The sequence below is a fragment of the Gordonia prachuapensis genome (assembly GCF_036350515.1).
GTDB lineage: Bacteria > Actinomycetota > Actinomycetes > Mycobacteriales > Mycobacteriaceae > Gordonia > Gordonia prachuapensis.
On the sequence record NZ_JAZDUE010000028.1, the window covers coordinates 15,215 to 37,417 of the forward strand.

General features: G+C 63.3%; 16 protein-coding genes. 8 read left to right on the forward strand and 8 right to left on the reverse strand.

The window, feature by feature from the left end; genetic code table 11:
• Positions 1-347: 347 nt before the first annotated feature.
• The 3 genes from V1Y59_RS23030 to V1Y59_RS23040 are packed head-to-tail and all read right to left on the reverse strand — an operon-like array spanning position 348 to position 3,090.
• A complete protein-coding gene (locus tag V1Y59_RS23030) occupies positions 348-980 on the reverse strand; it encodes a TetR/AcrR family transcriptional regulator (RefSeq protein WP_330507363.1) in 633 nt (210 codons plus the stop codon).
• Positions 977-2,239, reverse strand: a complete 1,263-nt coding sequence (locus V1Y59_RS23035) for an acyl-CoA dehydrogenase family protein (RefSeq protein WP_330507364.1) — start codon at positions 2,237-2,239, stop codon at positions 977-979. Before V1Y59_RS23035 ends, V1Y59_RS23030 begins: the two co-directional genes overlap by 4 nt.
• Before the next feature lie 38 nt (positions 2,240-2,277).
• A complete protein-coding gene (locus V1Y59_RS23040) occupies positions 2,278-3,090 on the reverse strand; it encodes an SDR family oxidoreductase (protein ID WP_330507365.1) in 813 nt (270 codons plus the stop codon).
• A 274-nt stretch (positions 3,091-3,364) separates the two neighbouring features.
• On the opposite strand from V1Y59_RS23040, the gene V1Y59_RS23045 reads away from it, so the two are divergent.
• From V1Y59_RS23045 to V1Y59_RS23055, 3 genes are all read left to right on the forward strand, one after another.
• Positions 3,365-4,834: an RNA polymerase sigma factor gene (locus V1Y59_RS23045; RefSeq protein ID WP_330507366.1), complete on the forward strand. Its 1,470-nt coding sequence runs from the start codon at positions 3,365-3,367 to the stop codon at positions 4,832-4,834.
• A gap of 134 nt (positions 4,835-4,968) precedes the next feature.
• Entirely contained in the window at positions 4,969-5,634 is a 666-nt protein-coding gene (locus tag V1Y59_RS23050) for a hypothetical protein (RefSeq protein WP_330507367.1), read from the forward strand.
• 31 nt (positions 5,635-5,665) lie between these two features.
• Complete coding sequence (locus V1Y59_RS23055) at positions 5,666-6,244, forward strand: class F sortase (protein ID WP_330507368.1); 579 nt, start codon at positions 5,666-5,668, stop codon at positions 6,242-6,244.
• Positions 6,245-6,336: 92 nt separating this feature from the next.
• Here the strand turns inward: V1Y59_RS23055 and sigM are convergent, their stop codons facing one another.
• Complete coding sequence (gene sigM / locus V1Y59_RS23060; RefSeq protein WP_330507379.1) at positions 6,337-6,873, reverse strand: RNA polymerase sigma factor SigM; 537 nt, start codon at positions 6,871-6,873, stop codon at positions 6,337-6,339.
• A gap of 328 nt (positions 6,874-7,201) precedes the next feature.
• On the opposite strand from sigM, the gene V1Y59_RS23065 reads away from it, so the two are divergent.
• The 5 genes from V1Y59_RS23065 (at position 7,202) to V1Y59_RS23085 (ending at position 13,547) form a co-directional block, all read left to right on the forward strand.
• Positions 7,202-8,587 (forward strand): cytochrome P450, encoded by a 1,386-nt coding sequence (locus V1Y59_RS23065; protein ID WP_330507369.1) that lies wholly within the window; start codon positions 7,202-7,204, stop codon positions 8,585-8,587.
• Between the two features lie 4 nt (positions 8,588-8,591).
• The gene (locus tag V1Y59_RS23070; RefSeq protein WP_330507370.1) at positions 8,592-9,617 is read left to right on the forward strand and encodes a GAF domain-containing protein; all 1,026 of its coding nucleotides are present in this window, start codon (positions 8,592-8,594) and stop codon (positions 9,615-9,617) included.
• 540 nt (positions 9,618-10,157) lie between these two features.
• Positions 10,158-11,765, forward strand: coding sequence for a TIR domain-containing protein (locus V1Y59_RS23075; RefSeq protein ID WP_330507371.1), 1,608 nt, complete (start codon positions 10,158-10,160; stop codon positions 11,763-11,765).
• A 271-nt stretch (positions 11,766-12,036) separates the two neighbouring features.
• Positions 12,037-12,528, forward strand: coding sequence for a TIR domain-containing protein (locus V1Y59_RS23080; RefSeq protein ID WP_330507372.1), 492 nt, complete (start codon positions 12,037-12,039; stop codon positions 12,526-12,528).
• Positions 12,525-13,547 (forward strand): HIT family protein, encoded by a 1,023-nt coding sequence (locus V1Y59_RS23085; protein ID WP_330507373.1) that lies wholly within the window; start codon positions 12,525-12,527, stop codon positions 13,545-13,547. The genes V1Y59_RS23080 and V1Y59_RS23085 overlap by 4 nt, the downstream gene beginning before the upstream one ends.
• A 591-nt stretch (positions 13,548-14,138) precedes the next feature.
• Here the strand turns inward: V1Y59_RS23085 and V1Y59_RS23095 are convergent.
• The 4 genes from V1Y59_RS23095 to V1Y59_RS23110 all read right to left on the reverse strand — a co-directional run bounded on the left by V1Y59_RS23095 (position 14,139) and on the right by V1Y59_RS23110 (position 22,062).
• Entirely contained in the window at positions 14,139-15,638 is a 1,500-nt protein-coding gene (locus tag V1Y59_RS23095; RefSeq protein ID WP_431309280.1) for an IS1634 family transposase, read from the reverse strand.
• Between the two features lie 705 nt (positions 15,639-16,343).
• Entirely contained in the window at positions 16,344-19,667 is a 3,324-nt protein-coding gene (locus V1Y59_RS23100) for a type I restriction endonuclease subunit R (RefSeq protein WP_330507383.1), read from the reverse strand.
• The gene (locus tag V1Y59_RS23105) at positions 19,667-20,902 is read right to left on the reverse strand and encodes a restriction endonuclease subunit S (protein ID WP_330507374.1); all 1,236 of its coding nucleotides are present in this window, start codon (positions 20,900-20,902) and stop codon (positions 19,667-19,669) included. Before V1Y59_RS23105 ends, V1Y59_RS23100 begins: the two co-directional genes overlap by 1 nt.
• Positions 20,899-22,062, reverse strand: a complete 1,164-nt coding sequence (locus V1Y59_RS23110) for an HsdM family class I SAM-dependent methyltransferase (protein WP_330507375.1) — start codon at positions 22,060-22,062, stop codon at positions 20,899-20,901. The genes V1Y59_RS23105 and V1Y59_RS23110 overlap by 4 nt, the downstream gene beginning before the upstream one ends.
• Positions 22,063-22,203: the final 141 nt, after the last annotated feature.

The window sequence follows — 22,203 nt, forward strand, 5'->3', positions numbered from 1 at the left end:
CAAACCCTACGGTGTGGTGTAACGCTTTCAGAACCCACGCCGACAACCCTCATGATGATCGTCGAGACCACGGCGATCCCCGGGTTTCCGACTCCGGTCGGACGTCCATTCCGCTGGAAAGCGGTGTGTGACCTGCTTTGTCGAGGTCGGGACGAGAACCGAAGGGAGGTGTGTCAAGAAATGATCGGAATCTTCTGGGACTTCATCGGTGGATTGTGGGACCTCGCCATGGAAGTGTTCTTCTGAGGCCCTTCGCTCAGCCCACCCAAGCATTCGGACGCTGATTTCAGGTCCCCCCCGATCAGCGCCCGTTCAGTGCTGGGTGGGCTGAGCGTGTGTGAGGAGAGCTATTGTTCGCGCTCCGGCCGAATTCCACCGCGAAGACCGAGCGCATTCACCCACAACCGGGTGGCAGTGAATACCAGCGTTTCCAGATCGTCGGTGTCGGCGACCCCGAACGCCTGGTACGCCATCCGCGACACCATCCCAGACAGCGCGCCCGCCGCGTGCAGCGGATCGAGGTCGGGGTCGGCGCGCCCGGCGTCCTGTAGTTCCTTGATGCTCTTGGCGTTCCGCTCGACGAAGACCTGCCCGCGCTGCAGTCGTTTCGCCCGGAACTCCGGACTGACGCCGACGACCTGTTCGCGCACCATCATCAACCGGGCATTGCGCCGATAGGCCTCGAAGTAGGCCCGGTTGGCGGCCTCGATGGTGGCGATCGGATCCGCCTCACTTCTTCCGGTCTCGCCGTGGTGCAGACCGGGATGCAGCATCTCCTCCTGTGCCGCGGCCAGCACGGCGTCGAGGATGTCCTCCTTGGAGTCGAAATAGGTGTAGAACGACCCGGTCGCGCAGCCGGCCTCGGCGGTGATGTCGGTGAGGCGGGCATCGGTGAACCCGTCCCGTTCGAACACCGTCCGCGCCGCGACGACCAACCCGGCCCGGGTGCGTTCTCCCCGTGCGGTCAGCGGTCGGGTCATCGCGAGATGAGGGTCCGATCCGACGCGCCTGCCTCCTTCGCCGCGGCTGCGGCATCCCGATAGGGACGCAGCTCGCGTCGGGCGATGGCCCGCTTGTGCACCTCGTCCGGGCCGTCGGCGAGCCGCAGCGTCCGGATGTGCGCGTAGGCCATCGCGAGGGGGAAGTCGTCGGTGACGCCGCCGCCGCCGTGTACCTGGATGGCGCGGTCGATGATCTTCAGCGCGATGTTGGGGGCGGCGACCTTGATGGCCGCGATCTCGGTTGCAGCCTCCTTGTTGCCGACCGTGTCCATCATGTGGGCGGCCTTGAGCGTGAGCAGCCGGACCATCTCGATGTCGATGCGGGCCTCGGCGATCCAGTCCTGGATGTTCGAACGCTCGGCGATCGGTTTGCCGAACGTGACGCGGGTGGACGCCCGGGCACACATCAGTTCCAGCGCCCGCTCGGCCACCCCGATGACACGCATGCAGTGATGGATGCGGCCGGGTCCGAGCCGGGCCTGGCTGATCGCGAATCCCTCGCCCTCGCCCTTGAGGACGTCGGCGACGGGCACCCGCACGTCGTCGAAGATCAGTTCGCCGTGGCCTTCCCGGTCGACGTAGCCGAACACGGGGAGGTTGCGGACGATGGTCAGCCCGGGGGCGTCGGTCGGGACCACCATCATCGACTGCTGCCGGTGGATGGGTGCGGACGGATCGGTCTTGCCCATCACGATCAGCACCTTGCAGTCGGGGCGCATCACGTTGGAGGCGAACCACTTTCGTCCGTTGAGCACGTATTCGTCGCCGTCCCGGACCATCGACATCTCGACGTTGGTGGCATCCGAGCTCGCGACGTCGGGCTCGGTCATCGCGAACGCGGAGGCGATCTCGCCGTCGAGCAGGGGCTGGAGGTAGCGCTGCTTGTGCTCGTCGTTGCCGAACAGGGTGAACACCTCGATGTTGCCGGTGTCGGGGGCGTTGCAGTTGAAGACCTCCGAGGCGAAACCGACGCGGCCCATGATCTCGGCGAGCGGCGCGTATTCGAGGTTCGACAGTCCCGGCCCCCATTCGGGATGCGGATGGAAGAGATTCCACAGGCCCGCGTCCTTGGCCTTCTGCTTGAGCTCCAGCAGGATCGGCGGGGTGGCGTGCGGGTTGTCGGACTCGGCCATCTGCTGGGCGTAGACCGACTCGTTCGGATAGATGTGCGCGTCCATGAATTCGAGGAGCTGCGTGCGGTACTTCTCGGCGCGTTCGGACGGGGTGAACAGATCCATCGGGCTCTCCTTGTTGATTGTCGGTCGGTTCCCGCGGTTCACGAGATCAGGCTCTGCTGGTAGCGGCGCATGCCTTTGAGCCATCGGTCGTAGTCGGCGCCCTTGTGCCGGTACATCTCCAGGACTTCCGGGTGGGGGAGGATGAGGAAGCGTTCGTCGTCGATGGCGTCCATGACGACGCCGGCGACCTCGGCGGGTGTCAGCACCCGGCCGGCGGTCTCGACGGCGCGCTGCATGAGGAGTGCTTCGTCGTCGGTGGGGGTGTCGTCGGGCCGGAGAAGTTTCGTGTCCACGCCCATCGGGCACAGGCAGCTCGCCCGCACGCCCCGGTCGCCGTAGGTGACGTTCAACCACTCGGCGAAACCGACCGCGGCATGCTTGGTAACCGAGTACGTGGCCGAGCCGAGTTGGGTGAGTAGTCCGGCCGCCGACGCTGTCGACACGAAGTATCCGCCGCCGCGTTGCACCCACTTCGGTACCAGGCGCCGGGCCGCGCGGATATGACCCATCAGGTTGACGTCGATGACCTGCGACCACTCGTCGTCGGTCGCTGCCAAGCCGGGTGCGCCGCTGATACCGGCGTTGGCGAAGTAGAGGTCGACTGGTCCGAAACGCGACTCAGCGAGTGCGATCGAGCGGTCGATGTGGTCGGGCGAGGCGGCGTCGCCGACGATCGTGGCGATGGAGTCGGGGGCGGTCGTCTCGATCTCGGCGGCCACCGTGTCGAGGCCGTCGGCGACGAGATCGGTGATGACGACCCGCCCGCCGCGGCTGGTGAGTTCGGTTGCGATGGCGGCACCGATGCCGCCGCCCGCGCCGGTCACGATCGCCACGGTGCCATCGAGGTGCATTGCGTCTCCCAGCAGGTTCGTCGTCAGTGACTTGCGGCCGACGGTACTTGAATCCGGGTTCAGGTTCAAGTGAATTCGATGCGCCGTTCTGTCGTCCGACCGAAGTACCCAGACGTCGTCGCGTGGTGTGATCTGAACTACACTTACTCGGGAATTCGCAGATCAGCGGGCCGTTCGCGTGGGTTCGAACCTCGGCCCGCGAAGAAGTGTTGCAACCGGCCGCGTTCGCGACTCCATCAGGTTGACTGCACGGATTGCGACCCAGGGAGACGCGATGTCCGTTCCACTCGAGGCGGGAGGCGCCGGCCACGACGATGCGGCGATCGTCGCGGCGTTGCGGACCGGCGACATGGCCGCGCTCGGCGCCGTCTACGACCGGTACGGTTCGGCGCTGCACACGTTCGCGTACTCGATGGTGCGTAGTCGGGAGCGGGCCGCCGACATCACGCACGACAGTTTCCTGGTGGCCGTCGCACGCATCGGCCAACTCCGCGACCCGAGCCGGCTACGGCCGTGGCTGTACGCGATCGTCAGGTCCGAATGTCTGCGCACCCTGCGCGGTGCGAAACGCGAGACCGCGTTCGAGGACTGGCATGACACCGCAGTGGGGGACGACCCCGACGACGACCTGCACCGTCAGGAGATACGCGAACTCGTGCACGCGGCCCTCGACGGTCTGTCGCCGAAGGACCGCGAGGTCGTCGAACTGAGTCTGCGGCATGATCTCGACAACGCGGAGATCGCCGCCGTGCTGGGTGTGAAGCCCTCACACGTGACCGCGCTGACCTCGCGCAGTCGAAAAGCGTTGGAGCGCAGCCTCGGCACGCTGTTGGTGGCTCGCGCCGGCGGGGACGGCTGCGACGAGCTCACCGAGATCCTCGCGGCATGGGACGGAACGTTCACGCCGTTGTGGCGCAAGCGGATCGCGAAGCATGTCGACAGCTGTGAGGCGTGCAGCGGGGAGCGCCGGCGTCGGTTCACACCGGCCGCCATCCTGGTGGCGCTGCCGATCATCGCCGCGCCGATCATTCTGCGCAACAGGGTGATCGACGATACCGAGCCGGTGTTGGTGGCTTATTCGCAGCAGGCCGGGGAGGCGCAGGCCGCGGCCGCGAATGTATCGGCCATTGCGCCGGAACCGGTGGATGCGAGCGGTGAGCCGGCCGGCCCGGACCTGGTGTCACCGACGTCGATCGACGGCAGGCCCGCATGGGACTACCCGGCCGCGCATCGACGTGGGCATCGTTGGTGGATGTGGGTGACCGCCGCGGTGATCGCCCTGCTGGTGGCCGGGTCCATCGTCGCCGCGGTGGTGATGCAGGCGGAGTCGGAGGTGGAGCCGACGCCCGTCGTCGACGATGCGCCGACCGTGGCGACCACGCCGCGCACTTCGCAGATGCCCTCGGCGACGGCACCGGCGTTTGTGCCGCCACCGGTGAGTCCGGTCGTGCCGGAGCAGGAGGCGCCGACCGAGCCGCCGAGCCCAGAGCGGCCGTCGCTGCCGCAGCGGCCCACGATCCCGCCGGAGCCGTCGGTCGTCGAACCGCGCGTGCCGGTCGAGCCGCCGCCCCCGGTCGAACCGCCGCCTCCCGCCGAGCCTCCGGGCGAATCACCCGTCGATCCGCGACAGGTTCCCGACCCCGACCCCGCGGTGGTGCCGGTCCCCCCGGCGGCCGTCCCTCCGGCCGTCGCGGAGCCCGGCACACCAACGTGCGTGCCTGCGTGCGGCCCGATCATCCGCTGATCACTCAGCCGTCTGAACTGGTCTTTCATCGAAGTTCAGATTTCCTTCGCAGAAAGTGTTGCAGCGTGAGCTGCGGCTGACTCCTACACCCGAAGGCCGAAACACCTCGGCCTCGGACACCACAGGAGCCAGCCATGAACACCACCCTCACCACCACACGACGGATCATCATCGGCGCGGCGATCGCCGCCGCACTGGCCGCACCGGGCGCCGGCGTCGCGTTCGCCGAGAGCCCCGCGGAGGACTTCCAGCCGGGTCTCGGCATCGGCCCGATCACCCCGCCCGTCGGTCCCGAGGACGAGATCGTCCCGCTGCCCGAGCCCGATCCGGAGATCGATGGCTTCCTGCCGCCGGCTGGTGAGGAGGAGCCCGGGTTCGACGGACCGGGCGGCCTACTGCCGCCGGTCGACGAGCCCGGAGGCGGTTGGGACGGCCCGGACGGCTTCGGCTCCAACCCGACCGATCCCGAACCGCCCTGCGAGGAGACCGGTACCTGCCCGACGCCGTGCGAGGAGGGTGAGGACGAGTGCCCGCCGCCGTGCGACGACGAGGTCGAGGAGTGCCCGAAGCCCGACTGCGAGGAGGAAGGCGATTGCACCCCGCCTCCGCCCACGACCACCACACCGCCGGTGACCATCACCGAGGAGAAGCCCGCACCCGTGGTCATCACCACCGACCGGCCCACCTTCGACACCGGCGACGAGAAGTCGGTCGCGCAGGCCGCGCTGCTGGGCGGGGCGATCTCGCTCGTCATCGTCGGCGGCACCGCGGTCGCCGTCGTCCGTCGGCCCAACCGTTGACACCCCACCGCTGAACTGACGGGAGAAAGCAATGCGCACAAGCAGATTCACGTCGGGTGTCGCGGCCCTGCTCGCCCTGGCCGGTGCGGTACTGATGCTCACCGCGTGCGGGGGGACGTCGGAGGAACCGGTGAAGCCGGCGCAGGTGTTGTCCGGCAGCACCGAACCGTCGCAGGCCCGGACCGCTCCGGTCGGCGATCCGGTCCGGCTTGTCGTTCCGTCGGTCCGCGTCGATGCGGCCGTCAAGCCCATCGTCGACGACACCGGGGAGATCGACCCGCCGACCGAACACGACGCGTGGTGGTGGACCGAGCGGGGTAAGCCGGGTTCTGCCGACACCGTCTATCTCGCCGGACACGCGATTCACAACGGCGACGGCGTGTTCGCGCCACTGCAACAAGTGGAGCCGGGCGCGCAGATCCGGCTCGACACCACCACCGGGTCACGCACCTACCGCGTCGACGCGACCGCCACCTACGACAAGTGGAATCTCGATCACTACGACGAGGTCTGGGCCGCCGTCCCGGGTCGGCTGATCCTGGTCACCTGCTTCGTCGAGGACGGGCAGCCCACCGAGGACAACTACATCGTGTACGCGTCGCTGGTGTAGGCGACCACCAGTTCTGGCCGCAGTTGCGGGTTCCGGCTTGGGACCGCAACTGCGGCCAGAAGCTGTAGGTGCGGCCAGAAATGTGTCGGATCTCAGGCCGAGCGCAGATGACCCAGCGTGACCGCCAACGCCGCGCGGCCGCGTGCACAGCGGCTCTTGATGGTTCCCGGGGCGACTCCGAGCCGATCGGCGGCGTCGGCGACGCTGAGGCCTTCGATGTCGACCGCAACGATCGCGGCCCGCTGATGCGCAGGCAACGCGGCCAACGCGCTGGAGATGTCGATGCGGTCGTCGTGATCGATGCCCGACGACGGCGCGGGCATGTCCCCGCTGGGCAGCGGCATCGTCACCCGCCCGCGCCGGCGCAGCCGGTCGAGACCCGCGTTGACGACCAGCCGATGCAACCACGTCCGAACCTGCGCGTCTCCACGGAAACGATGCGCGTTGCGATGGGCACTGAACAGGGCATTCTGCATCGCATCGGCAGCGTCATCAGGATCGCCCGTCGTTCGGCGGGCCACCGCCCACAGATAGCGTTCGTGACGTCGGATCAAGGTGCCGAATGCGCTCCGGTCGCCGGCGACATGCGCAGCCAACAGTTCGCTGTCGGGACGTTCGTCGGAGTCCATCCATCTGGCGGCCGAGCCGAGACGCAGCCTCATCCGGGCCACCTCGTCGACCGACGATGTATAGATCACCACGCTGCCACCTCGCAAAAACATGCCCGATCAAGCCGGCCGAAGATGGGCCGGCCCGTGTCAGGACCCTGTTTCGCGACCGGGCTCGGACATCCGGAGCCGCGGGAACATCCACCTCGAGAGGCGCGCGTTGTGCGGTCGATGCTAGCAGCGGGACGTGACGTCATCTTGCCGGGCGCGCCCCTGTCGCGGCCGAACGGCGTCGAGGGAGGCGTCCGCGACCTGAGTCCGTCCTCGCCGTCTGGAACACTGTGCTGTCGTGACGACAAAGCAGCTCAGCGAACTGCCACACCCTGCCGGGCGCATCCCCGTCCTCGGCGACGTGACCTCGGTCGATCGCCACAAGCCCACCCAGCACGAGACCGAATTGACCCGCGAACTGGGACCGATCTTTCAACGCCTGCTGCTGGGTGAGCGGCTCATCGTGGTCGGCGGCGCGAAACTCGCCAGCCAGACCCTCGACGAACGGAACTGGGGCCGCGCCCTGGTCGGGCCCCTGGCGAAGCTGCGGGAGGTGGCGGGCGCCGGTCTGTTCACCGCCAAGACGAAGGACCCGCTGTGGGGTCAGGCGCGGCGCATCCTCACACCGGGTTTCTCCCAGGCCGCCATGCGGGCTTACCACGACGCGATGTCCAGCGTCGCAGCCGACCTGTCGGCCCAATGGGCGAAGACCCCGACGGTCGATGTCCACCAGGACATGACCGCCGCCACCCTCGAGGTGATCGGCCGAGCCGGGTTCTCCCAACGGATGGGCCTGCTGGGCGACACCGGTCAGGCGGTGACGGGAACCGAGGAGTTCCTCGGGGCGCTCGGCCGCGCGCTGACCTGGGCGAGCGAGTCGACCAACGATCTACCCGTCATCGGGCCGATCCGAGAGATGCTCAGTGCGCCCGGCCGCCACCGCGACGTCGCGACCGCCCGCCGATACGTGGAAACCATCATCGAGGACCGCCAGCGGGCGGGCGATGTCGACACCACCGACCTGCTCGGGCTCATGCTGAGCACTCCCGACCCCGAGACCGGTGCCACCCTGCCGCTGGACAACGTGCGCGATCAGGTGCTGACCTTCCTCGCCGCCGGCCACGAGACCACGGCGGCCCTGATGGAAGTCGCCCTGTACGAACTCGCCGCGAATCCGGACGTGGCCGACGACCTCGCTGCCACCGAACTGGCCGGCGGCCCCGAGTTCAGCTACGACGAGGTCGTCAAACTCCGTCGCGTCAAGGCCTTCATCAACGAATGCCTCCGCCTGTGGCCGCCGGCGCCGGGGTTCTTCCGGGTCGCGCGGACCGACCAGGACCTGGGCGGCTACCGCATACCCGCCGGCCGGGGCGTGTTCGTCCTGTCCCTTGCCGCGCAACGGGATCCGGAGGTGTGGGGCGACGACGCCCACACCTTCCGGGCAGACCGGTTCGTCGGCGAGCGGCTCACCGCCAGCTCGGAGAAGTACTTCGCGCCGTGGGGAACCGGGCCACGCTCCTGCATCGGACGCCAGTTCGCGCTGCACGAGACGACGCTGCTGCTCGGTGCGCTCATCTCGCGGTTCCGGCTGCAGCTGGCCGATCCCGCTGCGGCACTGTCCATGCGGGAACGGGCCACCTTGCGACCGGAGCCGTTCACCATCGTCGCGACTCCCCGGCGGTGACGGGATGCCCTGGTATCTGATCGAGACGTTCTGTCCCGAACCGTCGGCGTCGATCGTGTTCACGGACGGCCACCAGCGAGACTGGGCGTCGCTGCGCACCGTACAGCGCTCCGACGGCATCACCGGTATCGACGAACTCGTCGCACAGGTCCGCGCAACCGGCGATGAACTCGACCAGATCGTCTCCGGCCGGATGGGGCCGCGGCGGGTGGTGATGCGGCCCGTGTTGGGCTTCGAGGGTGACGTCTACGGCATCAAGACCTGGATCGGGCCGGCAGACGAAACCCCCGCTCCAGCACGGGCCATCGCGTCGGTCAATTGGGACGTCGATTCGCTGGTGGCCCGGCACACCCTGGAGTCGTACATGATGTCGTCGATCAGCCCAGATGGGTTCGGCGACACCCGGGATCCCGGCCAGTTCCTGCGCAAGGTGGTGCAGTTCGACGCGCTGAACGAGCTGGCCGAACTGTGCATGAACGACGGTTCGCGTACGCATTTCCAGGGACGTCTGACCGTCTTGCACGACGATTCGCACCTGATGGCGTGGCGCGGAGTCGCCCGCAGCAACGCCGGCCCGGACGGCAAAGAGGTCCGCGGCATGTTCCACGACGTCACCGACACCGAGGAACCGCAGATCGCCCCGCTCGCGGCGCTGAAGCTCGGACACCCCGACGACGGCCCCAGCACGGTCCTGGTGGCCTACCGCACCAGCCCGACGGACCCATCGGATCTGGTTCCGGTCTTGATGTACTGGATCTCACCGCGCCCGCGCTACATCGCGGAATCCGCTGTGGAACACAGCCATTCATCGATCCCCGGAAACCTGGTCAACCCCTCGGACTTCGGGGAGTTCCTCCGGGCACGTGAAGCGTTGATGGCCGGCGACGACGCGATGGAGATCCCGATCGACGTGGAGCTGCTGGGCGCCGACGGGGAATGGGTTCGTGTTCGCCTCACCCTGCGGCGCTATCCCGGAGCAGTGGGAAGTCTGATGCATGTCGCTCGGTTCGAGCGGGTGGGGCAGGGGTAGGTCGGCGCGGGTGCTCGCGTGGTCGGAGTCGATGGAACCGTGCACCCCCTATCATTACGACGAGGTATCCCGAGACCCGATCCCTCCTTGTGGGCGTCAGTGGTGACGACCGGTCAAAGGCCAGGCAGACCCCGCCGTCCCCAACCATTCGAGGTTCCGGCCGGAAACCGGCTAGTCAGATCTGGTACCTATGTGAGTGCAAGATAGTAGTTTAGGCACCCAGAGTGTCCGCAAGGGCTTCCGGACGGTACCCTCGATCCGGCCAGCTTCGTAATAGCCGGAAACGTCTCCGATGTCGTTGTGGTTTCTGCACCTGTTCGCCAAATCGACCGTTCTGCGACACGTTGGCGGACGATTTGCAAAAATCCTCGTCGGGAGCAACCGATGAGCCATCTCGCTAGCACCACACGTTATACGGCTCCGAGATAGGCTGTGTCTCGCGCACGGTCCGGTCCGAAAGGGTGGGCGTAGACCTATGTACGCAAAGCGTTGCGCCGAGCGGCGTAGCGAATCGACCCCAGGTGCACTATCCTCCTCGGTATGGTGCGCCCAAAGCTCGAGGAAGTCTTCACATCTTCGGGTATCCCGAAGCATACTTTCGTAAGACCAGCTGAGTTTAGCGCGCTACAGATTGCGTTGAGAACCCCCGGCCGCTGCGTGGTGATCGAGGGCCCTACCGGAGTGGGGAAGACGACCGCTCTAATAAAGGCGATCGAGGTCGAAATTGATAGAAGTAAGGTGCAGGTCGAGTTTCTCAGCGCAAGGAAGCAAGCGGACCGAGAGCTGCTTGAGACTATCATTGAACTTGACAATATCGGCATCGTCGTAATTGACGATTACCACCGTCTTTCGACAGAGATGCAGCATAGCGTCGCCGACAGAATGAAGGTACTGGCAGACGAAGGTATCACGAGCACCCAGCTAGTCATCTTAGGAATAACCGATGCGGGCAAGTCTCTAATGAGTTTTGGTCGAGACCTCTCTGGTCGCGTAGACATTATTAAATTGGGACGCAACCCTGACAGCAAGGTAGCTAGTCTTGTCGGTGAGGGTTCGGCTGTAATGAATGCGGATCTGCCAATTTCAGAAATCGTAGATGCGTCGAGGGGCAGTTTCCAATTAGCACAGATGTTGTCGTATCGTTGCTGCTTGCTGTCCGACATTCTGGAGCAGACGGAGACCAGACAGGTTCCTTCCGTTCCATTTGAAGTCGTACTAGAGAATGTTGCGGACGGCCTCGCGGAGACCTTCTCTGACACAGCTATTAGGTTTGCCGCAGGCCCACGCTTAAACCCCGAAGGTCGTGCCCCATACCTGCACTTGCTCAGATGGTTGTCAGAGTCTGACGAATGGTCAGTACGACTTACTACCGCGATTGCTACGCATCCAAAAGTCGCATCGAGCGTGTCGGGCGTTGTATATGGGGACCACCTCCTAGATCATATTCGCAGCGACGACGAGTTCGGCCATTTACTTCACTATGATTCCCGGAACAAATTTCTTACCGTTGAAGATCCGCAGTTTTACTTTTACCTGAGGACCCTATTGTGGGATAAGTTTGCCGCACAAGTCGGATTTATTAATATTGAGTTTGACGCGAAATACGACTTTGCCTTGTCGTTTGCGAAGGACCGTAGGCATTCGGCCAAGTACCTCTCTCAAAGGCTCAAGGAGCGGGAGATCAGCGTATTCTACGATGACGACGAGCAGGACCGCATCTTGGCCGCTAATCTTGAAGAGTATCTCGCGCCTATTTACAAGTCTCAGGCTAGCTTCGTTATTTGCTTCTTATCTCCAGATTATCCAAATCGCGTGTGGACTAGATTCGAGAGCAAGCACTTTCATGCCAGATTTGGATCTGAGAATGTGATACCTATAGTCTTCTCCGAGCCCGGCGGACAAGCTCTATTCGACCTCCACAACAATGTCGGTTCTTGGGAAGTTTTGGCTAATCAGCCGCACGAGCCACAGCTAGATGACTTGGCGGACAGCCTCTCTAAGAAACTGGCCGCATTGCGTGCACGGCCGCAGGTGAAGGCTGGCGAATTCTACTGTTCGAGGTGTAATTTGGTACTTGCCAATTCGAGAAAGGCGCCTGATCGCTTCAACATCTGTGAAGAATGTGGCGCATTGATGCGTATTGATTGATTCGGTACAGAAGATCGGTCGCGTGGTACGCGTTTCGCGATCTGCGGGGCAAGATCGGACCAAGAATGGCCATGCTTGGGAGCCGAGAAGATTCGCTACGCAAAGAACTACGCTAGCAGGTTTAGCTTGGCTGGGAGAACCGGAGTACGAGATGGAAAACGCTCAACGGGGCGACCGTTGTTTAGGCGTTCGCCGTTCTTGTCACCCCCCGGAGCTAACCTCAACGAGCCGTGCTTCCGGCAGGACGCCGAAGCCTTGAGAGGAGCCAACGATGGCAACCAAGACTGTGTTCTACTCCTTCCACTACGAGCGCGACGTTCATCGAGTGCAACTCGTCCGACAGATTGGGGCGCTTGAAGGCCAGCCTCTTCTTGGCGCCCAGCAGTGGGAGGCGGTGCGCCGACAGGGCGATCAGGCGATCAAGGATTGGATCCACAAGGAGATGGCCTACAAACGCGCCGTTGTCGTTCTGATTGGTCAGGAGACCGCCTCACGGCCGTGGGTGCTGTACGAGATCGAGAAGGCGTGGGACGACAAGAAGCCCCTCGTCGGTGTGCGCATCCACGGGCTGGCATCGATGAGCTCCGGCGCCGACAGCCGCGGAGCGGACCCGTTCACTAAGGCTTCGGGTGTGTACGGCGTTCCCGTGTTCGACCCGACACAGACGGACTGGCGGGGGCACATCGACACCAAGGCCACCTACGCGAACCTGTCCAACAACCTGGAAAGCTGGGTTGGACAGGCCAAGACTCGACTGCCGTGAGCTCTGAACAGTGCCCGTTCTGCGCCATCGTCGCCGGCGACGATCCAGACGTTCGGGAGGTGTACCGGAACGAGCACGTCGTCGCGTTCTTCCCGACGGAACCCGCCGTCTTGGGCCACGTACTTGTGGTGCCGAGGCGGCACGTGGAAGACATCTGGGGACTGCGACCGGAGGAATCGGCGGAGTTATCGACCGCAGCAGTGTTCGTCTCCTCGGCACTACGCTCCGCGCTCCTGCCGGAGGGACTCAACGTCATCCAGTCTAACGGCGATGCGGCTACCCAGACGGTGCCGCACCTTCACGTGCACCTGGTCCCTCGAAAAGGCGGTGACGCGATTGGACCGATCTGGCCATCCGAGACCGACTACACGGAAGCCAGCAAGGACGACGCGCTTCGTCGCGTGATAGCTGCGGTCCAGTCCACTCCGCCGCCCGCACAACCGGAGTTGTCGCCCGAGGACCGACGCAAGCACCTCGACTACATCCAGGCGGTGGTTACGCGACAGTCCGCTGCGTCGTCGTCTGCGAAAGGATGGCTCCTTCCGGTCACGACAGCAGCCTTCGGTTTCGCTCTAACTCAGCACCTATGGCCACTCGCGCTTCTCGGAATTGTCGCGGTGATCCTCTTCGCGTACCTCGACGCCAACTACCTGCGCAGCGAGAAGGCGTTCCGGAAGCTATACAACACTGTCGCGCGAGCGGAACGCATGGTCCCTCGGTTCACTCTCGATCCGACAGATGCTGACGAGCCGCTGGCGGACGGCACGCCGGAAAGGACGAGGCGGCAGAAGATCAAGCAGTCATATGTCCCGGAGCGGTCTGTCTGGCGGTCATGGTCGATCGCCCCTTTCTACGTCGCGCTGCTGGTACTCGGGGTCGGCGTACTGATCGCCGCAGCCGTCACCCGGCCCCTACCGGCAAATACGCGGGAGAACCTTGATTCCCCGCCGACGACGCAGACCACGGTCACCACCTCTGTACCCATCCCGGCAAGCGTCCCCGTGCCTCCGCGGCCGTAGCGGAGTTACGATCCCTATCCGGGGTCAGCCTTCCCGATGTGACCTGACCTGGCTCAATTTAGTGTCCACCGCGGATTGCGGTGATGACTTGTTGCAGGTCGTCGGGGATGGGGTCGGCGGCGTTGATGGTATGCCAGCCGGCGTTGATGGTTATGGCCCGGTAGCGGCGGGCGGTGGTGACGAACTTCTTGATCGACCAGCCTGATCGGGCTGAACTTCCCCAGTTTGACCTGAGTTGGACCTCCTTAGTGCCTGGCGGTGATGGCGGCGATGATCGTTTCGGCGTCGTCGTCGAGCGGGGTGCGCGCGGTCAGGCCTGACCTGAGTTGGACCTCCTTAGTGCCTGGCGTTGATGACGGCGAGGATCACTTCAGCGTCGTCGTCCAGATGGTTTCGGGCGCGGAGAGGCGCAGGTGGGCGTCGGCGTCAATGGAGGGGCCGCCTTTGGTGTGAACTTGGCGAGGGTCTGGTCAAATTCTTGATCGAATTGCCGGCGGTCTCACTGAGCCGACCAACCCTCATCCCGTCACCGAACGACTCGAACCTGTTCTGCGCCACAATTTTCGGTGCTGATACCTAAGTTTTATCAATTTAGTGCGGTCCCCGGATTGCGGTGAGGACTTCGTGCAGGTCGTTGGGTAGTGGGTCGGCGGCGGTGATGGTGTGCTCGCCGGCTTGGATTTCGATGGTGCGGTAGCGGCGGGCGGTGGTGACGAACTTCTTGATCGACCAGCCGGAGCGTTCTTCGATGACGCGGGTGACCGCGAGCGCGGCGAACACGATGGTCAGGTGCGCGTCGATGGAGTCGCGGGTGCGGTGGAAGATTGGGCGTGCGGCGAGGTCGCTTTTCGACATGCGGAAGCTTTTCTCGATCCGCCACAGCTGGTGGTAGGAGCCGATCACGAATTCCGGTGTCGGAGCGGTGATATTGGTGGCGTAGGCCTTCCATCCGGCCAGCCGACGCGCCTTGGCTTCGAGGTCGCGGTTGACGCTCTTGTCGGCGCCTTTGAGGGTGACAAACCGGTTGCGCTTGACCGACAGAGTGCCGGCCACGACCTTCTCGGCTTTGGCGACTTGCTCGTTGATGCCACGCAGGCTGCGTCGGGCGCGATCGGCACTGTAGGCGTAGTAGACGACCTGGCTGCGGCGGAAGCTGGTCTTGGCATTGGCCGGGTACGGCTGGGTCAGGATCAGTCCGTCCGGAGGGGTCTGATCTGGATTGTCGTTGTGCCACTTGTCAATCAGATAGGGCACGGTGGGGATCTTCTCGCCCAGGATGAACGACAGACCGGCCGCTTCGATGGCCTGTTTTTTCGCTGCCGAGATCATCCCGGCATCAGCGACCACGGTGATGTCATCAAGCTGGTGGGCGGCCATGAAGGCACGCAGCGTGGGCATCATCGTCGCTGTCTCGGCTTTGTTTCCCTCGAACGCTTCAATCTGCAGCGGAAACCCTGAGGCGTCGGTGAGCAGGCCGACGGTGATCTGCGGTTCCAGGCGACGTTCCTTGGAGAAGCCGGGTTCGCGGAACCCGTCGGCCTTGTCGGTCTCGAAATACAGCGTGGTCACGTCGTAGAGCAGCAGGCTTGCCGGTCCCAGCCGCGCATGGGCCGCACACGCCGCGGCCAGCCGTCGACGCCAGTCGGGCTCGGCGTAAACCGGTAGACGCCGATTCAGCGTCGGGTACGACATCGGGTCGATGCCGGCCTCGCCGAGCACCCGCAGCGAGCCGAGTTTGCTGGTCGGTTCGATGATGCGGGCCAGGACCAGATCGCGAAACACCTGATCACCGTCGGCCGCGGTCGCGAACCCCAACTCGTCGTAGACCCCGATCACCGCGTCGCACAGGTGACTCATCCGCGAGGACGTGATCGGCAGCGGACCAGAACCAGCAGCCACGCCCACACCCAGATCGAGCTCTTCCTGCCCGCCGGCGATGCGTTGTGCGGCCACGGCTTTCAACGCAGCTACCGCCGCGGAGTCATGTGCGGATCCGAGATGCTCGATATCGCGCGACCCGCGCCGCGACGAGTGCACGATCTGCACCGCCGTTGCACCCGACGCCGTCTTCACCGTCCGCACATACGCCACATCAGCAGCCTACGAACCCCGAGTTAGTGCGCAAATCCACCACCGAACCCACCCATCGCCGCAGGTCACAAGCTCAACGTTCACCCGCGGCCTTCGCAGTGATAAAAGTCAGGCCTGGCGTTGATGACGGCGAGGATCACTTCAGCGTCGTCGTCCAGATGGTTTCGGGCGCGGAGAGGCGCAGGTGGGCGTCGGCGTCAATGGAGGGGCCGCCTTTGGTGTGAACTTGGCGAGGGTCTGGTCAAATTCTTGATCGAATTGCCGGCGGTTTCACTGAGCCGACCAACCCTCATCCCGTCACCGAACGACTCGAACCTGTTCTGCGCCACAATTTTCGGTGCTGATAGGCGTTGACCGCTCCCACTCTTGCCTTTGGCGACCGCTCTCGACGCCCGGCCCGCCCCAACCTTCCAGGCGTGCGGGGGTCCTGGAACGGTCATGTCCGAGGGATTTAGTGCTCGAAATCCAAAGTCGGAGATCCGCTGACCAGCACTGATGATCCGCCGAGCACCGAAAAATCTGTCAGGAGGTCCAACTCAGGCCTGAGTTGGACCTCCTGACCTGAGATAGCAGGGGGAAGGGTCCTGCTGGAAGGATGTCAGCATGGCCAGGACGCGTCGGTCGTTTACGCCTGAGTTCAAGGCGGAGGCTGCTCGTCGGGTGATCGACGGGGGTCGGCCGGTCACAGATCAGACTAACGGTCTGTCAGCTGCGAGGTCGCTGCTCATGCAGCTGCTCAGCAACATTCGCCGCAAATATCGGATCGGCGTGTATGCGCGCGACGACATCGTCAGCAACCTTGTTCACGTCGATCGGTCCCGCAGGTTCGATCCCTACGCCCTGGTCTGGAAACCCGAAGTCAGTGCGACGGGTGTACACACTCTCGCCGTCATCTCCGTATGCGCTGAGAACGTGGTCGTATACAAGCTGAACCTTCTCGCGGAAGACGTCGATGGTGTAAGGCGTCTCGGGGAGACCCGCGTCGAGCAAACGTCGGATGGTGCTGTTGACGTCGTTCATCACATCGACCTTGCGTCGCCAGTCCTGCACCAGCTTCTCGTGCAGGTGCTCAAGGAGTGTCCTGGCGCTTGCCTGTACCCTCTCCCGTTCCTCGGTTGTCAGCACGGGATTAGGTTTGGTGAGGAGGTCGAAGATCGCTAGTTCTTCCTCGGTCATGTCCTCGCGGACCGCTCGCTCCTCCTCTGCGGTAAGGGTTTTGGAAAGCTCGATCAGGCGGCGCAGGTACTCGTCGATGTTGACGCTGCCTGCGTTGTAGTCCGCGATCAGCTGCTCAATCCGCTCGACCAGTTCGTACCGCGTCGGGTTCCGCAATGCTGCGCCCACGGCTTGCTGCCGAAGGAGCTGAGCCATCCGGTCGGTCTCGGCCCGCTTACGGCGGGCCAGCCTTGCGGCAAGTCCGTCAAAATCGATCTGCGACAGGTCGGTTAACGGGTCGGGTTCGCTTCCTTCGGCCGCCGCGCGGATGACGTACTCCTCGGCGCCGACCGAGCGGTCCAGCAGAGCGTCGACGGCGTCGGCAACGGTTCCGATGTCCGGGGTCGGAGGTTTAGTCACTTCGTGGATGCGCTCCGCAAGAACACGAATCGCCGCAACATTACGCTGCTGCGCAGCGGCTTTCGTGTTCGGAAGGAGTGCCTTAAAGAGTCTCCGTACCTGTCGCGCCTTCACGGTGAAGTCGTTGCGGGTCTGCTCGTCCACCAGAAGGGCCTCTATCGCAGAGTCCCGCTTAGCCACGTGGTCGAAACCCTCAGCATCACGCAGCGCAACCAGATCGACGCCCACGGCCGCGCAGAAGTTGATCAGTTCGGCAACAGCAGCGTCGAGTGCGGCCGCGAGAGCGTCGATGATCTCGATCGGCGATTCGCCCTCTTTGGCCGCTCCATAGACGGCAAGGGCCTTCTCCAGGTTCCGGAAGACGCCGACGTAGTCGACGATCAGGCCGTTGTCCTTCTCCGGAAAGACGCGGTTCGCGCGGGCGATGGTCTGCATGAGGGTGTGGTTCTTCATCGGGCGGTCGAGGTAGATCGTCGACACACTTGGGGCGTCGAAGCCGGTCATCCACATCGCGCACACGAACACCAGCCGAAGCGGATCGCTCGGGTCCTTGAACTTCTCGGCAAGATCCTCGCGGTTCATGCGCTCGCGGTGGGGCCGAATGTCGAGGCCGAGGTCGTCGAGCATCTTCAGCTCATTCTGGCTCTGGGAGACAACGACGGCCATGTCCGTGGTCTCCATCAGCTTGATCCGAGAGGCCAGCCAGGGTCGTTCCAGTTCCGGAAGAGCATCGTGCTGCCGCTTCAGATCGTTGATCTGCTCGTCCCAGGCTTCCTGAACGAGGCCGTACATTCGCACTGCGGCAGCCTTGTCGAGTCCGACGTACATTGCCTTACCGGAGAACCCTCGACCGACGAAATGAGAAACGAGGTCTTTGGCGAGGGTCTTCAATCGTTCAGGGCGAGTCAGAAGTGTGTACTGCTTACCGAATCGGCGTGCCAGTGCTCCCTCTGCGTCTTCGTCGAGCTCCGCTTCCTCCAGCAGCGCATCAAGTTCCTCAGCAAATTCTGCATTGGTGAGTTGTAGCTCAGGGATGCGGTTTTCGTAGTAGAGAGGGACGGTGGCGCCGTCTTCGATGGCGTCGCCGAAGTTGTAGATACTGACGTAGTCGCCGAACTGCAGACGGGTGGCCTGCTCTACCCCAGCGATCAGCGGGGTTCCAGTGAAGCCCATCATCGAAGCGTTCGGGAGTGCTGTTCGCATGTTGAGTGCCAGCGTGTCGTACTGGCTGCGGTGTGCCTCATCGGTGATGACAATGACGTCCGAGCGGTCGGAGAGCACCGGCATCTGCCGTTCACCCTGTGACGGCTGGAACTTCTGAATCAGCGTGAAGACGTAGCGGTGGTCGGCTGCAAGCAGTTCACGCAGATGCGCGATGGAGTCGGCGTGTACTCGTGCTTCGGGCGGAATCGCACCGGCGTCCGCGAACTCCCCATGCAGTTGCGTATCGAGTTCGCTTCGGTCCGTGACCATAACGAAGGTCCACGTGCCGCGCACATGACGCAACACCTTCTGCGTGAACCACAGCATCGATAGGCTCTTGCCCGAACCTTGGGTATGCCAGAAGACCCCGAGGCGCTTGTCTTGCTCGGCGCGGGCCCGGTCGAGATTCTCGATCGCAGCGTTGACGCCCAGGTACTGGTGCGAGCGCGCCGTGATCTTGATGAGCCCGCCAGGACGTTCCATATAGGAAACGAAGTTCTCGAACAAGTCCAGCAGCTTCGTGGGATCGCAAGTACCCTGTAGAGCAGTCTGCAGCGCGATCTCGCTGCGAGCCCCGAAGGCATCGATCACCCTCCAGTCGGAGAAAAAGTCCCAAGGCGCATACGTCGAACCGACTTTCGCCTCACTGCCATTGGACAGCAGGACAAAGCAATTGGGCATGAAGAGCTGTGGGATAGTGTCGCGGTAGTCGGTCAGGTTGTCGTCGTAGGCGGACTTGACCGGCGCATTGGGCTCTTTGAACTCCACCACCACCAACGGCACACCGTTGACAAAGAGAGCGACGTCCAGGCGGCGACTGTGCAACGGACCCTTGACCCACATCTGCTGAACCGCCAGTAGATCGTTGTTCAGCGGGTCTCGCAGGTCAACATAGCGCAGGATCGCAATCTGCTTGTCGCCATTGTCATCTACCCACTCGGCTTGATACCCGTCGCGCAGCAGGTCGTAAACCTCGCGATTGGCGCGCACTCGATCCATCACCAAGCGGTCCTTGGTCAGCGCCTCGATCGCTTCGTCGATCACTAGGTCAGGCACATCTTCGGGGTTGAGCTTGCGCAGCGCAAAGCGTAGGCGATGGGCGAGTATCACATCGTGTTGAGAGTCACGGCCCAAAGTGCCTTGATCCCCAAGGGTTTCGTGGAAAGCATCGACCGGGGTCCAGCCAAGATCATCCAGCAGATCCATGCTGGGCTTCTCGACGTAGTCGTACTCCGGACCCCGTGCCATCATCACGCCACCCGATCTCCCACCAGCGCATCCAGATCTAGTGAGGCTACGTCGATCTGTCCGGTGACCAACTTAGGAAGGAGGCGGTCGCGGAGTGCGGCGAGCCGGCGACTGGATTGGATTAGCGTTCGACGCTCGTCCATCATGGGCACAAAGACTCCAGACGCACGAGCGAGCGTCACTTCATTCGGCACTAGGACGGTGACAAGTTGGAGATGCTTCTTGCCGAGATGAGCCACGGTGGTGCCGACAATCGCGCGGTTCCACTCTTTGATCTGGCCTTCGATTGCGAGCAATAGATGGAGCGCGGATAACCCGAGCTTCGGTCGAAGTCGCGTGACTCGCTGATTTAGCCAAGCGTCTTCACCAGTCCAGACTGTCATGTGGAAATCACCATCCATGCCTATGAGGACGTCATCGTCAAAGACGGCATAGCGCGGATCGGCCACCTCGTCGGTGAATGTCCCCGAGATACCAGAGGGGATATCGCGAATTCGAATCACCTGGAACGGACCAGAATTCGAGAACCGAGGAGACTTGAATGAGCACCCAAAACCGACGTCGGCAGCGTTGAAGAGATTCGCGACCGACCACTCATGGGGTACTGGGCCGAGGGCGGAGTCGACGAGGGGAACGTCTTCATGGCCGGGATACTGGAACTTCACGAACCACTCGCGGTAGATGGCCCGCGCCATCTCCTCCAGCACCTCCACTCGCCGGCGGTTGTTTTCGATTAGGTCATCGATCGAACCCAGGACCTCGGCGATGACGCTCTGGCTGACAAGGTCAGGGAGACGGATTGGCCAGTTAGGCATCGCCCCGACAGGAATGCGGTCCACTGTCGATCCAGACAGAGTGTTCTCTCGAATCGTCGACTGGAAGTCCGGACCGAGATAGGCATACGACAGGTACCGCGGGTTCACCCGCTCAGGGTCGGGTCTGAGCAAGCCCATCCGACGGCCGAGGGCAGCCTGGCAGGAGTGTCCCCAGTACGCTGCATCCCCAAGACGAGTCTCGTACGAGAAGAGCGTGTCTCCCGGCCGTGGCATCACCCGCTTCGTCCACCGGGGCAGATCAACGTCGCTCAAATGCGCTGACTCTGAGAAGTCGAAGCGTCCCTGTTTCAGCGAGGAGATGCTCAGATACCAAGGCCCGTCATCCGTCTTCCGCGGCGTCGCGTGTGGCCCATCGAATACTTGCGCTACGTCTCTGAGCGCCACCGTCGTCCACTCCGTCATGCGTCGAGGACCCCTTGAATGGCCACGTCGACGACGGCCTGTAGGCCCGCAGCCTCATCGCTAAGCCGAGTAAACTCCTCGTACAGTTCTTCGAGCTTGACTTCAAAGTCCTCGTCGTCCTCGGCCACCGCTGCAGAGCCCGTGTACCGACCGGGATTAAGGCTCCATCCCTGGTCCTCAATCTCAGACCGCGTCGCGATCCTGCAGAGTCCGGCGACGTCGACATACTTGCCATCGGGGAAGTTCTCCTTCAGCAGCACGTCGCTGCCGGCAACCGTATCGACGTCTTCGCCTCGGTAGAGCCGAACGATGTTCGCGAGGAACTCAATCTGCTCGGGCATGAAGTCACGGTGGGCGCGGTCGATCTGGCGGTATGTGTGTCGCGCGTCGACGAACAGGACTGTGTCTTCACGCGGCGTACCTCCCTTGGCCTTGTCCAGAAACCACAAGGTCACCGGCAACGTGACGGTGTAGAAAAAGTTGGAGCTGATCGCGACCATCACGTCAACCGCTCCGGATTCGATGATCTGCTTGCGGATCTCCTTCTCGGAGTGCCCTGCGTCACCTGCCGAGTTCGCCATGACAAATCCGGCACGACCCTTCTTCCCGAGCGCGGCGTAGAACTCCTGTATCCACAGGTAGTTGGCGTTGTCGGACTTGGGGATTCCGAACATGAAGCGCTTGTCGCCAGCAAGCTGACCCTTCTTCACTTTGTCGACGTTGAACGGCGGGTTGGCCATGACGTAGTCGAAGGCGCCGACAGCCTTGTGTGGATCTTCGTAATAGCTATTGGCCTGGCGGATATCACCGGAGAGACCATGCAGCGCGAGGTTCATCTTGGCCAACGGGACCGTGTCTTCGGTCTTCTCGGTGCCAAAGACAGATAACTTGCGCGTTGCTGATTCGTGATGACGCTCAATGAATTTCGCGCACTGGACGAACATGCCGCCCGACCCGCAGGCGGGATCGAATACGCGGCCGGCGAAAGGCTCCAGGATTTCTACAATCAGCCGCACGATCGAGTAGGGCGTGAAATACTCACCGCCGCCTTTACCTTCCTGGGCGGCGAAGTTGGAAAGGAAGTCTTCGTAGATGAAGCCAAAGGCGTCGCCTTCGAGCTGCATGGGCAGTGGTGCGAACAAGCGCAGCAGCTCGATCAAAGTCGAGCGTTCGACCTGAGTTGGACCTCCTGACCCGATTTCGGGGCGGCGGCTGGTTATCGGTGCTGGTCAGCGTGTTGGCTGTCTGGAATCTCGAGCACTAAATGTCTCGGATATGGTCGGTTGGTGAGCCCGTATGTC